This is a genomic window from Streptomyces sp. NBC_00829 (assembly GCF_045161795.1).
GTDB lineage: Bacteria > Actinomycetota > Actinomycetes > Streptomycetales > Streptomycetaceae > Streptomyces.
Genome location: NZ_CP108867.1, coordinates 438455 through 454197, shown reverse-complemented (window position 1 = coordinate 454197; position 15743 = coordinate 438455). Strand labels below are relative to the sequence as shown.

The window sequence follows — 15743 nt, the reverse complement described above, 5'->3', positions numbered from 1 at the left end:
GCCCGAAAGTTCCGTTTCCTCAGAACCTGTTGAGCCGAGCGAGTTCCGTGCAACCTTGGTCATGGCGGCGCTCACCGTGGTCGCGGGGGCGGTCGACGCGATCACGTTCCTGACCATGGGGCACGTGTTCGCCGCACTCGCGACGGGCAACGTGCTGTTCCTCTCCTTCGCGCTGGCCGGGGAGGGGCAGATCCCTGTCGCCCGGCCCACAGTTGCCCTGACGATGTTCGCGGCCGGGGTTGCCGTGGCCTCTTTGGCGGACCGTAGTCTCGTCGCACGGGGGCGCCGGTGGTTCCCGGCGGCACTGGCGGGCGAGGCCGTACTCCTCGGGGCGGCGGGGACCGTGGCCCTGGTGCGCCACGGGACGGGCTCCCTCACTCACGATCCGGATCTGGCGGCCATCGCGCTCGTCGCATGCGCCATGGGGATGCGGGCCGCCGCCGTGCTGCGCGCGTCGGTGCCGGGCATGCCGACCCTTCTTGTCCAGATGTCCCTGGTGCGGCTGCTCGCGGATGTGGTGACACAACTACGGGTACCGGCCGACGAACAGGCGGCGCTCCAGCGACGCGCGCGTATCCGTCTGAGCGCGACAGTCGGCGCCATGGTCCTGGGCGGTGCCCTGGGCACACTCATGGTTCCGTGGGGCACCGGGCGCGCGCTGATCGCCGTGGCCGCGGCAGTACTGGCACTGTCGGGACTGCACCTCATCCAACCGCGCTACCGGCCTCCCACGGACCCCGAGCCGTCGGCATAGCAGCGCGCCGCTGTCCCAGAGCCCGACCTGAACGGGCCCCAGAGCCCGACCTGAACGGGCGCGGCCGGATGAGCCCCGCCGCACCGTCTCAGACCGGGCTGGGCAGGAGCCCGCTCCCGCCCAGCGTCACGTGGTCATTCCCGACCGGCCAGGCTCATGCCTGTGGCCGGTAGGCCAGGTACGCCACACCGTTCTCGTACGACTCACAGGTCGCAAGAGAGAGCTTTCCGGGTGAGGCATCCTCGGGGAAGAGGCGGGGACCGGACCCGCGGGTGAGCGGGTAGACGAACAGATGCAACTCGTCGACCAGGCCGTCCGCGAGCATCGCCCGGACCAGGGTGCCGCTGCCGCTGACGTAGAGGTCGCCGTCGACCCCGTCCTTGAGGCTGCGGATCGCGTCTGCGTCGTACGGGCCGATGATCTTCGAGTTTCTCCAGGTCGCCTCCTGGAGTGTCCCGGAGACGACGTACTTGGTGGTGTCGTTGAAGAACGGAGCCCCCGGATCGTCCTCCACGGTCCGCGTCGACCACGCCGGTTCGAACATCTCGTAGGTGGTGCGTCCGAGCAGAACACCTCGGCACCGCTGCGTGACGGCACCGATGGCTTCACCCATCCCGGGGTCGAAGCCGTAGTCGAACGTCCACGTCGGTGCGTCGATCACACCGTCGAGGCTCATGAATTCGTGCACATGGATTGCTCCCACTCCGCACCTCCGCGTCGATGTTGCCAAGAAGACCTCATCATCGCCGCGAAATCATCGATCGGCGTGGACCTTGGCGCCCCTGGGGGCGAATACGCGTGGCGCGCCGGGGATGCAGCGCGTGCCCGCGGTCGGCATCTGCAGAGAATCCTCGCCCAGCCGGTACATGGCATTGGATGTACCGGCGGAGTTGACCGGCTCGACGGGAAGGTCCCGCCCACTGCGGAAACTGCGTGGCAATCAGGCCATGTACGAGAGAGGTGTCGATGTCCGACTCGTCGGCACGCATCTTGCCGGCGCGCATGTGCACCTTCCCGGAGTGGGGCGGGTCCGCCACATGCCGTGGGCAGCCGCGAGGAGGAACTGGACGACGGGTTGTCGGCCGAAAGAGCAATACGAGCCCTGCGGGGCGTCGCCCTCCAACTCCTTTCCGAGGGCCGGGCGATGACCGGTCAAGCGGAATGAGGTTGTCTCGTCCGCCGCGGGAGCCGGGCAGTGAGTCCGATGTCCTGGGCCTCAGCGCACAGGGAATCCAAAGGTGTACCCCTGCTGCTTCAGCCACGGCAGGATCTGGCGCAGCGCCTCGACCGTCTGGCTGCGGTCGCCGCCCGCGTCGTGGAAGAGGACGGTCGGGCCGTTGGTGATCTCCCTCTTGACCGTTTCGACCAACGCGGCCGAGCCCGGCTGCTTGAAGTCCTTGGAGTCCACGTTCCAGCCCAGCGGCCGCATGCCCCGCGAGGCGGCGAGCTGACGGCTGTACGGAGTGAAGGCACCTCCGGGGGCGCGGTAGTAGAGGGGAGCCGTGCCTCCCGACGCTGTGGTGATCATCCGCTCGGCGTCGAGGATCTCCGTGGCCTGATAGGTACGTGAGCCGGTGCCCATCGTCGTGTCGTGGGAGACGGAGTGGTCGCAGAGCCGATGACCGTCGGCGACCACGGCTTTGACCAGGTCCGGGTATGCCAGGGCCTGAGTGCCGACCATGCAGAAGGTCGCCTTCACGCCGTTCTCCTTGAGGACATGGAGGACCTGCGGGGTCCACGTAAGGGCCGGGCCGTCGTCTATCGTGATGTTGACGCCCTTGGGGCCCTTGTCGGACGCATGGGCGATATCCATGCTGACCAGTGGCGCGGGGAGCCTCGGGTCGGGCAGGGACGTCTGGTCCGAGATCGGCCTCGGCCTCGCAGGAGCGGCCGGCCCGTCCTCGGCGGGAACGGACTGCGAGGTCAACGCCGCGGCGGTGGCGGTTACCGCCGCCACCACGATCGCCGCCGCCAGCACACGGCCGTTTGTCGCTTGCGTCCCGCTCCGCCTCATGTCCGCCCCCAGCATTCACACCGCGAAAACCCGCTTTCCCACTCGGGAGGACGGAGCAGGGGCGGAGAAGGATCCGGCTGTTACCGATCGGGCACAATTCCGCCGCGTCGTAGCGGAACGCCGGCCCGTGCGCGAGAGACGGACCGGGTGGGGTAGCGGGCGCGAGGATGTTGGGCAGTGGGGTGATGTGTCACTGCCCGGCAACCGGGTCTGTGAGGCGTCTCGTGCCGTCGCCGGTCACGACCGGGCCGCGGCCGACCTGGCCCTTGGGACACCTCGGCGGGAACTCCTCCCGCCGGGAAGCCGGTTGTCCGGGATCACGCCAGCCGCACCACTGTCTCGCCCTCGGCGGTGTCGATGTGCACCGCGGCGAGCCCGCGGCCCGCGGCGGGATCGACGGTGACCGTGGTGGCCCCCGCGAGCCCCGGCCACCGCTCGGCCCACTCCTGTTCCCGTGCGGCGCCGGTCACCAGGCGCTGCAACGACAGCGGACACACCCGGTGTCCCGCGTCCGCGAGGTCGCCCGCCACCCGTTCCGCGCGCGCCTCGGGCTCGCCGTAGCTCTGGAAGAACGGCAGCACCCGGCTGCACCACGACAGCTCGAACGCGGCCTCCGCCCACGGCACCCGCCGGCCGTCGGCGCGGACGGACTCCCCGCGCAACAGTTCCGGATCGGCCCCGGTGATCTGCTGCACCCGGCGCGCGGTGTTCTCGATGTCTTCGGTGAGCACGGCCCAGTTGAGGAAGGCCGGCCCCTCCGCCGTTCGTTCGAGGAAGAGCTGTCCGAAGTCGCTCCCGGCCAGCTTCCGCTCGTCATCGACGACGAGCAGTTCCAGATACTGGACGTCCGGCGTGTCGAAGGGAACCACCCAGCTCGCCGTGCCGTCCGGGTTGGGGCTGCCGTCGGTGATGCCGAAGCCGTACCGCTCCCACAGCAGTTCACGCAGTGGCTCGATCGTCCGCGTGCCGATCAGCACATGGTCGATACGCATCATCCGGCACCGTCCAGCGCATGCGAGGGGCACATGCTGTAGGAGTCGAGGGCGTTCTTCACGAGCCCCGACATGCCCCCGTGGTACGCGGGTGTTCCGGTGACCAGGAGAAGATCGTCCCGGCACACTGCGTCCTGCAGCAGGTAGTCGGCGGCTCCCAGAGCCAGCGACCGCAGCCAGTCCTGCTGTTCCCTGGGGGACCTCTCCCGGTCCGGCCACAGGGCGCCGTGCAGTTCGTCACGGTCGACCGGCCGGCCACGGTTGACGAGTAAGTACAGAAACAGATCACGGGCTTTGCCCGCCCGCCATCGCCTCACCGGGCTCCCGCGCCCCATCAGTGAGACGTTGCCGAGGCAGCGGACGACCGCGCGTGCGGGAGGGTGAGAAGTCACCAGGACCCTCCTAGTCGTTGCGAAGGTGACAGGTCAATTCCGTTGCCTTTCACGGAAGGCCGCACACCCAGCGCAGTGGTGAGCAAAGCGAGGGTCTGCTTCGGAGTCGGTGCCGACTCAGTTTCTTCACGGTGTGCTGAAGCAGCAACCGGCATTCTCAATGGGTGGGAAGGCAGGGCGTTCCCCATGCTCGCGAGAGCGGGAGCACACCCGTACGACTCGTGGTGCCCCGGCGGGGCAGCGACTGCGAAATGGCTGGTCAGGACGTCGAGCCCGGGTCACCTCGCATGGCACCGCGTCACCTCGCATGGCACCGCGTTGCGGAGCGCCGGATTGACGCGGGGCGGTGCCTGTCGGTAGTCCTTGCCGGAGAGCGCTTCGGCGGCACGGAGCACCACATCGACGACACCCGGAAGCCGCACCTGACTTGTCACGCTCGCCACTCCCACGGCGGCGAAAACCGTGTGCTCGGCGTCGCGGACCGCGGCGGCGACTTCGGTGGTGGCCTCGAGCGGCCTTCCCCCGACCACTGCGTACCCCGTACTGCGCACCCGCGCGAGGCACTCGCGCACGGCTGCCTCGTCGGCCGACGGCTGTGAGGCCACCTCGCGCCGGGTCGTCTCGTCCGCATGGGCCAGCAGGGTCATCCCCGTCCCGCTGCCGCCCAGGCCGCTGCGCGTCCCCGGGCGCGGCAACTCGGCGGGGTTGAGAGGACCGGGGATGACCTCGACGTACACCATCTCGGCTCCGTCGCGGACGGCGAACAGAACCGCCGAGCGTGTCTGTACGGACAGTCGTAACAGATGCGGCAGGGCGGCCTGACGCAGGATCGACGGTGGTGCGAGGCACGTCATCTGCCACAGCCGGAGGCCGACGCAGTACCGGCCCTCACTGCGCCGCTCCAGCGCACCGAGGGCCACCAGTTTCGTCGCAAGCCGGTGGGCGGTGGCGATCGGGAGCCCGGACCGCCGGCTGAGGTCGCTCGCCGTGAGCAGGGGCTTGTCGGCGTTGAAGGCCGCGAGAACGCGCATGGCTCGCCCGACAACGGACCGTTCGTCCGCCGGAACGGCCGACTCTCGGTGCATCTTGGAGGGTCCTTTCACTGCCTTCCGTTCTCCGGGCGCGGGAGGTGAATGCGCGTGCCGTTGACGGAAGTTCGGGATGTGTCGTTCGCACAAGGCATGAGCCGCCCCCTTCCATGAGGAAGGAAAGGTGCTGGGCAGTTGGCATCACCGGCGCCGCTCCGTTCGGCGTCGATTCCGTGCTCACCGCAGTTGACGGCCATGGTCGCGAGAGCTCGGGCGAGAACGGCGGCACCGTGACACATCCCCCTGGCCGTGCCGCACATTCGATTGGGTACCGCGATCGGGTATGCGCAGACGATCCCGTTCGACGCCTCGTCCGACGGTCTCCCCTCCGCCGACGTTGCGAGCCGATCCCTGGAGGGCGCGGCCAGTACATACGGCGACGATCACGAACGCAAGCGGGCCAGACGGCGTGAGATCTTGCCCACATCTCGGTTGCCGCCAGGGAACATGCCCCGGAGCGTCGCCGCCGCCTGGCAGACGCCGTGGCGCGGTCATCTCGCGCGGTCGGAGGGCCGAAGTGATGGGCGCCGAGCGGGAGTTCACCCTGCCATCGCCTGGCCGGCCGCCCCACGCCCCAGGTGGATCCTGCGCCTTGACGATCCACTCGGACGTGACGAGCGAGTTGCCCCCGCCGGCCGCGCCGGGTGAGCCGCGTCTCTCCCGGGCGCTGCCGCTTGTCTATGCAACGAGTTGCATAGAAGGATCGGGGTATGGCGCTCGAACACGCGATCCTTGTCTCTCTGCTGGAGAAGCCGGGCTCCGGCTACGAACTGGCCCGGCGCTTCGACCGGTCCATCGGTTACTTCTGGACCGCCACCCATCAGCAGATCTACCGCGTCCTCAAGCGCATGGAGAGCGACGGCATGCTCGCCGTCCGCGAGGTGCCGCAGCAGAGCCGTCCGGACAAGAAGGAGTACTCGGTCGCAGGCCCCGGCCGCGCCGCCCTCTCCCAGTGGCTGCACGAGCCGATCGAACCCGAGAGCGTCCGGCACGACCTCGCCGTGAAGATCCGCGGCGCGGCCTTCGGCGACCCCACCGGGCTGATCCGCGAGATCGAGCGCCACCACCGGCTGCACAGCGACAGGCTTGCGCACTACCTCGCCGGGGAACTGCGTGACTTCACCGGGCCCGAGGCCCCCGCACCGCCCGACGCCGGTCAGGAACTGCAGCATGTCGTGCTGCGCGGCGGCATCGCATACGAGCGGATGACGATCGCCTGGCTCGACGACGTACTCGCCACCGTCCACCGGCTGGGCGCGTCATGACCACCCGACGAAATGCCCGACCCGAAACTACGCCATCAGCAACCGTCAATTCCCAACCCATCGGAAGGCGAACCCCCATGGCCGACCCTCTGCTGTTCAACCCGCGCACCTACGACCCGGCGCATTTCGACCCCGAGACCCGCAGGCTTCTGCGCGCCACCGTCGACTGGTTCGAGGACCGCGGCAAGCGCAGGCTCATCGAGGACTACCGCTCCCGCGCCTGGCTGACGGACTTCCTCGCGTTCTCCGCCAAGGAAGGCCTGTTCGCCACCTTCCTCACCCCGGCCTCCGCCGCCGGACAGAAGGACCAGCGCTGGGACACCGCCCGGATCGCCGCCCTGAACGAGATATTCGGTTTCTACGGACTCGACTACTGGTACGCATGGCAGGTCACCGTCCTCGGCCTCGGCCCCGTCTGGCAGAGCGACAACGCCGCCGCTCGCAGCCGGGCGGCGGAACTCCTCTCCCAGGGCGAGGTGTTCGCCTTCGGACTGTCCGAGAAGGCCCACGGCGCCGACATCTACTCCACGGACATGCTGCTGGAGCCCGACGGCAACGGCGGATTCCGGGCCAACGGCTCCAAGTACTACATCGGCAACGGCAACGCCGCCGGGCTCGTCTCCGTCTTCGGCCGACGCACCGACGTCGAAGGCGCAGACGGCTACGTCTTCTTCGCGGCCGACAGCCGCCACACCGCGTACCAGCTCGTCAAGAACGTCGTCGACTCCGCGAAGTACGTCAGCGAGTTCCGCCTCGAGGACTACCCGGTGGCACCCGACGACGTACTGCACACCGGCCGCGCCGCCTTCGACGCCGCCCTCAACACCGTGAACGTCGGTAAGTTCAATCTCTGCACCGCCTCCATCGGCATCTGCGAGCACGCGATGTACGAGGCCGTGACGCACGCGCACAACCGCATCCTCTACGGCCGCCCGGTCACCGCCTTCCCGCATGTGCGACGCGAGCTGACCGACGCATACGTCCGTCTCGTCGGCATGAAGCTGTTCAGCGACCGAGCCGTCGACTACTTCCGCTCGGCCGGCCCCGAAGACCGCCGTTACCTTCTCTTCAACCCGATGACGAAGATGAAGGTGACCACGGAGGGCGAGAAGGTCATCGACCTGATGTGGGACGTCATCGCGGCCAAGGGCTTCGAGAAGGACAACTACTTCGCCCAGGCCGCCGTCGAGATCCGGGGGCTGCCCAAGCTCGAGGGCACGGTCCACGTCAACCTCGCACTGATCCTCAAGTTCATGAGAAACCACCTCCTGGACCCGGCCGGGTACGCCGCCGTTCCGACCCGCCTCGACGCGGCCGACGACGCGTTCCTCTTCCGGCAGGGACCGGCCCGCGGCCTGAGCTCCATCCGCTTCCACGACTGGCGAACCGCCTACGACGCGTACGCCGAGGTGCCGAACGTCGCCCGCTTCCGCGAGCAGGCCGACGCCCTGTGCGCGTTCGTCGCCACCGCGGGTCCCGACGAGAAGCAGAGCGGTGACCTCGACTTCCTTCTCTCCGTCGGCCAGCTGTTCGCGTTGGTCGTCCACGGCCAGCTGATCCTTGAGCAGGCCCGCCTGACGGGCTTGGACCAGGACGTGCTCGACGAGCTGTTCTCCGTCCTCGTACGCGACTTCTCCGCGCACGCCGTCGAACTCCACGGCAAGGACTCGGCCACCGAGGATCAGCAGCACTGGGCGCTCGGTGCGGTCCGGCGACCCGTGGTCGACGGCGCGCGTTCGGCGCGCGTCTGGGAGCGTGTCGAGGCACTGTCCGGGGCGTACGAGATGGTGCCGTAACAACGCGGGCACGGGGACCGCCGCCTGTCGGCGATCACGTCCTCCGCGACTGCTCCTTCACCCGTCATGGCCCACCGTGCGCAGCCGCACGGTGGGCCATGCTGCGGCTGGCGCCCCCTGTTGGTCGTCAACCGGCCAACGCGCACATCACCCTTGTGGGTTACGGGATATCCAGACACACACAAGACGCGCCAGCGGTCGAACCCTGGTGCGGGGACAGGAAGACCTACCGCTCAAACATCGTCTTATGGACTCTTTCGTCGTCTCGTCGCAAGACGGAGCCGTTTGGGTGAACCGCTGGTGTGCCAAGGATCGGATGACAGCAACCGAGGCAGCAGAAGGCGAGTGCTCTATGGCTGACTGGAAGCAGATCTCCGGAGCCCTGACCCGCATCTCGGCCGGGTCGCGGACCAATGTGTGGGGCGTCAACTCGGCTGGCAACATCTATCGTTACACCAACAACGACGCGAGTCCCTGGGTGCAGATCCCGGGTGCTCTGGTGGATATCGGCGCGGGCGCGGACGGCACTGTGTGGGGTGTCAACGCGGGTGGTGATATCTATCGCTACACCGGAGACGAGAGTGGTGGTCACTGGAAGCAGATCTCCGGTTCTCTGACGGCGATCTCGGCCGGGTCGCGGACCAATGTGTGGGGCGTCAACTCGGCTGGCAACATCTATCGTTACACCAACAACGACGCGAGTCCCTGGGTGCAGATCCCGGGTGCTCTGGTGGATATTGGGGCGGGCGCGGACGGCACTGTGTGGGGTGTCAACGCGGGTGGTGATATCTATCGCTACACCGGAGACGAGAGTGGTGGTCACTGGAAGCAGATCTCCGGTTCTCTGACGGCGATCTCGGCCGGGTCGCGGACCAATGTGTGGGGCGTCAACTCGGCTGACAACATCTATCGTTACACCAACAACGACGCGAGTCCCTGGGTGCAGATCCCGGGCGCTCTGGTGGATATCGGCGCGGGCGCCGACGGCACTGTCTGGGGTGTCAACGCAGCAGGCAACATCTACCGCTACACCGGAGACCAGCCCGGGTAGGCCCCCGCCGACCAGTCGAACAAGGTTCCCCGCTTCCGCAGGTGCAGCTCGCCGCACCGAGCTGGAGCGGGGAGCCGCACCGGAATGATCGCCGACCTCCGTGGGGCGTCCCGTGGCGCAGCAGCGCCGTCTCGAAGACCACCCTGCGTGTCTGCGCGTCGACTCCGAGCACCGCCGAGGCGAAGGTCGTGGCCACCGCGGTCATCCGCAGCCCCTTCTCGAACGACATGCCTGCCGCGAGATCGGTGGTCGGGGAGAGTGCGGCGAGGACCTCGGCAACTCGGATCTTCTGCATTGCCGGATGGTAACGAGTGCCGGATCGCGCCTCGTAGGGGTTTCGGCCGGCATGGGTGGCCGTGTCGGCACACGCCTCCGGGCCGGTCAGATGGAGGAATCGGTGCGTGGCCGGCGGAGCCCGAACTGGATCGGCTCCGTGCGGCGATCGGGCTGCCTGGCATGGCGTTACGCCGGAGCGGACCGCGATCTCCGTTCTCGCGGAGAGCGTGCCGTGCCGACGGGCGGATCCGGGGGACGGCTCGCGCACACCGAGGGCCCGATTCACGGCGGAAACTGATCTTCCGTCATGTGATGAAAGGAGACCCTCCCGGCCCGCCATGCCCACGCTGTCGAACAGGCCCGACCCCACGCAGGCCCCACCGTATCCGCCGGTAGGGCCTGCCTCCGTGTGCACGGCATGCTGTCGACCGTCAGTGCCCCGCGGGCACCTCGTCCGCCAGCGCGGCCAGTGCCGAGGTGAAACAGGTGATCGGCGGGGTGACCAGACCCGCTCCGACCTGCCCGGTACCGGCGACGCGTCCGGCGATCCCGGTGTTGATCTGCGGGACGATCCCGGTCCTGACCACGCGCGTGACGTCGATCCCGGTGGGGGTGCCCCGGAAGTCGAGCACCGGTATCCCGTGCGCGGTGTTCTGCGCCAGCGTGATGTCGTACATGCGACGGGTCGCGTCCAGGGCGTCCTGCACCCGGCCGCCGATGAAGCGGACGATGGCGGGGGCGGCTGCCATGGCGAAGCCGCCCAGGCCCGCGGTCTCGGTGATGGCCGAGTCGCCTATGTCGGGATTGGCGTCGTCGGGGCCGTACGCCCCGAGATAGAGCCCGTCGGGGACGGCCGCCGGGCCGGTGAACCACCGGTCGGCGGTGCCCGATACCTGGATGCCGAAGTCGGTGCCGTTGCGTGCCATCGCGACCACCATCGTGGAGCCGGGGATGCCCCGGGCCGCGTCGAGTGCCAGCTTGCAGGCGGGCATCACCAGGTTCAGGAAGAAGTGGTCGTTGCCGCCGACGAAGCGGATCACGTCGGCGGTGTCCCGGCTCGGTGCGCCTGACTCGACCAGGTCTGCGGTCAGTTCGCGCAGCAGCATGAGGGTGCCGGCGCGATTGCGGTTGTGTCCCTCGTCGCCCATCTGCAGCATCTGGGCGATGACGGCGCGGACGTCCACCGGCCCGTGACGGCGGACCGCGCGCTGGAGGAGGGGGCCGAGGACGGCTGACATCCAGCGCAGCCGCTCAAGGACCTCGGGCCCGTACGCGCCGTAGCGGAGCACCTTGCCCAGACCCTCGTTGAGCGAACACCAGGCCCGGTTGCCGTGCACGGTGTCCTCGAGCTCGCACATCCACATCGACGGGCTGACGATGCCGGCCATCGGCCCCACCGCCCCCCGGTGGTGGCACGGCTCCCACTCGGCCTCTCCGGCCGCGAGCCGCTTCTCGGCGTCCTCGGGCGTGTCCGCAAGGCCCTCCAGGAGCATCGCACCCACCAGGGCGCCACGCAGCGGTCCGGAGGCCCGTTCCCAGGTGATCGGTGGTCCGGCGTGCAGGAACTGGCCCGGCCGCAGCCCCAGCGCCTCGGACGCGGGGCGCACGTCCACGAGGTTGGCCGTCGAGGCGAGCACCCGGCCGACGGCGGTCCGGTTGGCCTCCGCGCGGCGCGGGTCGGCCAGTACCCGGTCCAGGTCGCCGGAGGTGCCCGGCGCGGGCGGGCGCCAGTCCGTGCGGGTGACGGCGACGGCCTGGGCGGCGAGGGCGTCGGCCAGCAGGCCGGCACCCGCGGCGGCCACGACCGGCTCCCTGGTCAGCAGCCGGGCGGCGGGGGACGACGACTCGGTCATGACGGCTGGCCCTTCGTGAGGAGGACGGCCCGGTGTGCCGCCTCGGCGTTGGAGAGGTACACCTCGGCGCCGGCCGCGGTGAGGGTGTGGGCCTGGGCGGCGAACCCCTGACCGTCCAGATCGGTTCCGCACAGCGAGACGACCACCGGAGGGGACCCCTCGCCGGCCGCCCGCAGGGTCGCGGCGATCTCCGCGGCCGGGTCGGGGTGGGCCCCGTGGCCGAGCACGACATCGAGGAGCACCGCGCCCGTTTCAGGCTCGGCGAGCACCTCGGCCAGCCGCTCCCGCCGCAGTGAGGGGTCGATCATGGGATGCGGCCGACCCGCGGTGAGACCGTCGTCACCGAAGTCGATCATGTAGTGGCCCGAGGAGCGCAGACCGGCGGGCAGCGCCCGGTCCGGCTCCAGCGGGATATTGGACGCGACGGGCCCCAGCGTCTCGGAAGCGATGACCATGGCCTCGTCGCACAGTGTGCCTCCGCAGAACAGTCCTCGGAGCGCGCCCCGGCGCGGGGCCGGGGCCCGGTCCGGCATCCAGGAGGGCCACCGGTCGGGCCGAGGGGTGCCGAGGGCTTCCAGGGTCCGCGCCGCGACGCGGGTCAGATCGTCCTGGCCGGCGCCGAGCAGGGCGAGTTCCACGGGGGTCCCCAGCCCTGCCGCGTACCGCGCGACTTCGGCCGCCACCCCCGGGGCGGGCGGCTTGGACACCACGATGATCAGCTCGGTCGCAGGGTCGTCGTCGAGGAGGCTCAGCGCCTGCAGCGTCGAACGGGCCCCGACCTCCTCCGACAGGTCGCGTCCGCCGACACCGATGCAGTGGCTGATCCCCGCGCCGCCGGCGTGCAGCAGGCACATCAGCTGCTGGGAGCCGGTTCCGGAGGCGGCGACGATGCCGACCGGGCCGGGGCGCACGGTGTTGGCGAACCCGAGACCGGCACCGCCGATCACCGCGGTGCCGCAGTCGGGGCCCATCACGACCCGTCCTTGTGCCCGCGCCCGGTCCTTGAGGAGCACCTCCTGTGCGACCGGCACGTTGTCGCTGAAGATCATGACGTCGAGTCCCGACTCCAGGGCGGCCGCCGCCTCGGCGAAGACGTACGGTCCGGCCACGGACACCAGGGCGAGGGTGGCGCCCTCGACGGTGTCGACGGTCCTCGGTACGGGTCCGGCGGAGGGCCCGGAGGGCGCCGGGGCGACGGCCGCGGCGAGCGCCTCCTCCACCCGGGCACAGGCCGACTCCAGGGCGGCCCCGCCCCTCGCCCGGATCGCGACGATCATGTCGTTGGGGCCCGCGTCCTCGGGCGCCTCGAAGCCCATGGTCGTGAGCAGACCGAGGTTGAGCGCGGTCGCCATGGCCACGAAGGCGTCCTCGACGCCCTCCACGCCCTTCACGGCGCGGCTCACCTGCATGAGCGTCACCGAGTCGCGATAGGTGCCGCGGCGTAGCTCCAGTGCGCTGGTCACACAGACTCCTTCCATTGTGGCGTTTCGGACCCCCGGGCCAGGACGGCGTGGGCGCCGGCCAGGACTCCGAGAGCCAGATCCGCGCCCGAGGTGTGCCCCACCGCCAGCAGAACCGCCAAGGCGGCGGGGACGGATGTATGGCCGGCGACCGCGTCCAGAAGGCGGACGAGCGGATCGCAGCCGTCGCCGCGCGCGGCGTGGTCCAGCAGCGCGGCGGAGAGTTGGGTGGTGCGCCCGGCGTGGTGGACCGGCGCTGCCAGTGGACGGCCGCCCAAGTGGCGCAGGGCGAGCAGGAATCCGCACAGGACGTCGTCACCGCTGGGGGTGAGGCCGGGGCCCAGTCCCACCAGCCTCAGGGCCTGCTTGGCGCATCCGTCGCTGTCCTGGCGCGCCGCGCGGGCGGCCAGGGCGCGCAGCGCGGCGCGGCCCTCGGCGGGCAGCCCTGATGCCGGGCCGCCGGACGCCCGCGAGGCACGCAGACCCCGGCCGAGGGCGTGCACGGAGGCACGCCACCGAAGGGGGTCGCCCGGCGGCCGGGGACGCAGCGGCGCCCACCAGCGGACGGTGTGACAGAGGAGGGGGCCGACCCGCACCACACCCCCGCCGCAGTGGGCGGGGATGGTCCCGGCACCGACCTCGGCAACCCGGCGGACCAGTTCCTCGAACGGCGCCGACGTGCTGTGCGAGGGGAGCACCAGCCCGTTGGGCAGCCGCACGGCGTCCCGGGTGAGCAGGGCGAGGACCTCGCCGTCGGCCGTCCGGAGGTAGACGGCCGCCGGGAACGCGGCCAGCACGCGGGCCGGGACGGGCGGGCCCTGGAGCGTCGGACGGACGGAGAGCGAGGCCGCTGCGGGCAGCCCGCCCGGCGCCGGCGTACGGGAAGTGGAGTCGGGCGGGAGCGTCATCACGCGTGGCCACCTCCTGGCACGGTCGAAGGCTGGGATGCCTTCGGCGGTGCCGCTCGCAGGTCACGATTGCGAACGTCCATTGCCGGACATCTATGGCGAATGTATTCGGCCATCTAGCGTTCGCCCATGGAGATGAGTGCTAAGGATCAGGCCATACGTTCGCAGAACTTGCCAGCGGGCCCGACCGCCGCGCGCGCGGCCCGTCACCCCGCCCCGGACGGGCGGTCGCCCGGTCGCCCGGACACCGCTGCGCAGCCCCCCCGGCTGCTGACGCTCGGGCTGTCCGTGCGTGACATTCTGGCGGCCGAGTGCCTCGCCGGGGCCGAGGTCCTGGCGGGGGAGCAGGGGCTGGACCGCGCGGTGCGGCGACTGAGCGTCCAGGAGGCGCCTGACGCACTGCGGTCGCCCCGGCAGCACGAGCTGGTGCTCACCGGGTGCGGATCGCTCGGCGACGACCTGGCGGCTCTGGCCGAGGCGCCGGAGCTGGCCAGGCCGGCGGCCGTCGCCGTCACACTCGGCCCTGCCGGCACGGTGCCCCCGGCAGTCCTTGCGGCGGCCGACCGGATCGGACTGCCGCTGATCGGGCTCCCCGAGGACGTGGCATTCGACGTCGTCCACGCCCAGGTGACGGCGGACATCCTCGACCACCAGGCAGCGGTTCTTTCGCGGTCCGAGGAGGTGCACCGGGCCCTGGTGAACCTGGTGCTGACGGGCGGCACCCTCGGGGAGCTGACCGGGGAGCTCACCGCCCTGCTGGGTGGCACGGTCATGGTGACCACCCCGGACGGCCGGGTGCTGGCCCGCTCCGACGCCGAGGGCTGCGCACCGCCCCCCGCCGACTGCTTCGACGTCAGTGGCCGCTTTCGCGTCGAGCGCTTCAAGCACGGGCGGAGAGGACTCGACGAGGGGGAGCGGGTCGTCCTCGTACCGATACTCGCCGGCACCCTCGACCACGGCAGGGTCGTCCTGATCACCGGCGGGCGGCGGCCCGACGACAGCGACGTGCACCTCCTGGAGCGCGGCGCGGCCACCGGCGCGCTGGTCATCACCAAGGCACTGGCGGTCGCCGCCGTGGAGAGCAAGTACCAGGGCGACTTCCTGCGCGACCTGCTCGCCGGGCGGGCCGGCGGCCCGGAGGAAACCGTGCCGCACTGCACCTCGCTCGGATGGGACATCGACCGACCCCTGGTGGTGGTGGTCGCCGAGCTGGAGCCCGGCCCGGAGCAGTTGCGTGACCTCCGCCCGGCTCATGAGCGGTTCGCGACCGCCTGGACCATCGTGGTGGGCGAGCGGGACCGGAAGGCAGCCGTGATCGGGTACAGCCAGGAGGTCGTCGTGGTGATGGGAGCACGCGACGGCGAACAGCCCAGCCGGGCGGTGGCCCAGATGACCGCGCAGGTCTCCGGAGACGGCGGTGGCGGTCGCCGCGCCTTCTCCACCGGCGTCAGCCGTGTCGTCACCGACCCCCGGCTGCTGCCCGAGGCCTACGAGCAGGCCCGCCGGGCCGCGAAGGTGGGGCGGCAGATGCACGGGCCAGGAGCCGTGGCCGACTTCGACAGTCTGGGCGTGTTCCGCCTGCTGAGCCTCGTGCCCGACTCTGCGGAACTCACCAGCTTCATGCAGGCGACGCTCCGCGAACTGGCCGTCCGGGACGATCCCGGGGTCGAGGACCTGAGAATGACCTTGCAGGTGCTGCTCGACACCAACCTCAACGTCGCCGAGACGGCCCGGATCCTCCACTTCCACTACAACACCCTGCGCTACCGCATCGTCAAGCTGGAGAAGCTCCTCGGACCGTTCACCACCGATGCGCAGCTGCGGCTCAACGTCGAGGTGGCTCTCCAGGTCCTCCGGATGCGTGGCCTGTGAGTGTCCGCCAGGCGGACACCCC

At 70.3% G+C, this 15743-nt stretch carries 13 protein-coding genes; 5 read left to right on the top strand and 8 right to left on the bottom strand.

All coding sequences use genetic code 11. The annotated features are described in order from the left end of the window. Nucleotides 1–61: 61 nt before the first annotated feature. Nucleotides 62–754: a YoaK family protein gene (locus OG293_RS01840; protein WP_405996966.1), complete on the top strand. Its 693-nt coding sequence runs from the start codon at nt 62–64 to the stop codon at nt 752–754. Between the two features lie 154 nt (nt 755–908). Here the strand turns inward: OG293_RS01840 and OG293_RS01835 are convergent, their stop codons facing one another. The 5 genes from OG293_RS01835 to OG293_RS01815 all read right to left on the bottom strand — a co-directional run bounded on the left by OG293_RS01835 (nt 909) and on the right by OG293_RS01815 (nt 5237). Further along, the gene (locus OG293_RS01835) at nt 909–1457 is read right to left on the bottom strand and encodes a dihydrofolate reductase family protein (protein WP_405996965.1); all 549 of its coding nucleotides are present in this window, start codon (nt 1455–1457) and stop codon (nt 909–911) included. 513 nt (nt 1458–1970) lie between these two features. Further along, nucleotides 1971–2768, bottom strand: coding sequence for a polysaccharide deacetylase family protein (locus OG293_RS01830; protein ID WP_405996964.1), 798 nt, complete (start codon nt 2766–2768; stop codon nt 1971–1973). 317 nt (nt 2769–3085) lie between these two features. Then, the gene (locus OG293_RS01825) at nt 3086–3763 is read right to left on the bottom strand and encodes a VOC family protein (RefSeq protein ID WP_405996963.1); all 678 of its coding nucleotides are present in this window, start codon (nt 3761–3763) and stop codon (nt 3086–3088) included. Beyond that, on the bottom strand, nt 3760–4152 hold the full coding sequence (locus OG293_RS01820; RefSeq protein WP_405996962.1) for a hypothetical protein: 393 nt from the start codon (nt 4150–4152) through the stop codon (nt 3760–3762). Before OG293_RS01820 ends, OG293_RS01825 begins: the two co-directional genes overlap by 4 nt. A 278-nt stretch (nt 4153–4430) precedes the next feature. After that, complete coding sequence (locus tag OG293_RS01815) at nt 4431–5237, bottom strand: IclR family transcriptional regulator (protein WP_405996961.1); 807 nt, start codon at nt 5235–5237, stop codon at nt 4431–4433. A 713-nt stretch (nt 5238–5950) separates the two neighbouring features. Here OG293_RS01815 and OG293_RS01810 point away from each other — a divergent pair. The 3 genes from OG293_RS01810 to OG293_RS01800 all read left to right on the top strand — a co-directional run bounded on the left by OG293_RS01810 (nt 5951) and on the right by OG293_RS01800 (nt 9352). Further along, nucleotides 5951–6505, top strand: coding sequence for a PadR family transcriptional regulator (locus OG293_RS01810; protein WP_405996960.1), 555 nt, complete (start codon nt 5951–5953; stop codon nt 6503–6505). 77 nt (nt 6506–6582) lie between these two features. Beyond that, the gene (locus OG293_RS01805; protein ID WP_405996959.1) at nt 6583–8301 is read left to right on the top strand and encodes an acyl-CoA dehydrogenase family protein; all 1719 of its coding nucleotides are present in this window, start codon (nt 6583–6585) and stop codon (nt 8299–8301) included. Nucleotides 8302–8653: 352 nt separating this feature from the next. Continuing rightward, a complete protein-coding gene (locus OG293_RS01800) occupies nt 8654–9352 on the top strand; it encodes a tectonin domain-containing protein (RefSeq protein WP_405996958.1) in 699 nt (232 codons plus the stop codon). Nucleotides 9353–10059: 707 nt separating this feature from the next. On the opposite strand, the gene OG293_RS01795 is transcribed toward OG293_RS01800, so the two are convergent. Genes OG293_RS01795 through OG293_RS01785 form a run of 3 tightly spaced genes read right to left on the bottom strand, consistent with a single transcriptional unit; the run spans nt 10060 to nt 13849 of the window. Continuing rightward, nucleotides 10060–11481, bottom strand: a complete 1422-nt coding sequence (locus OG293_RS01795) for a DUF1116 domain-containing protein (protein ID WP_405996957.1) — start codon at nt 11479–11481, stop codon at nt 10060–10062. Beyond that, nucleotides 11478–12944 (bottom strand): FdrA family protein, encoded by a 1467-nt coding sequence (locus OG293_RS01790; RefSeq protein WP_405996956.1) that lies wholly within the window; start codon nt 12942–12944, stop codon nt 11478–11480. Before OG293_RS01790 ends, OG293_RS01795 begins: the two co-directional genes overlap by 4 nt. Further along, nucleotides 12941–13849: a DUF2877 domain-containing protein gene (locus OG293_RS01785; RefSeq protein WP_405996955.1), complete on the bottom strand. Its 909-nt coding sequence runs from the start codon at nt 13847–13849 to the stop codon at nt 12941–12943. Before OG293_RS01785 ends, OG293_RS01790 begins: the two co-directional genes overlap by 4 nt. A gap of 129 nt (nt 13850–13978) precedes the next feature. On the opposite strand from OG293_RS01785, the gene OG293_RS01780 reads away from it, so the two are divergent. After that, on the top strand, nt 13979–15721 hold the full coding sequence (locus OG293_RS01780; RefSeq protein ID WP_405996954.1) for a PucR family transcriptional regulator: 1743 nt from the start codon (nt 13979–13981) through the stop codon (nt 15719–15721). Nucleotides 15722–15743 lie beyond the last annotated feature (22 nt).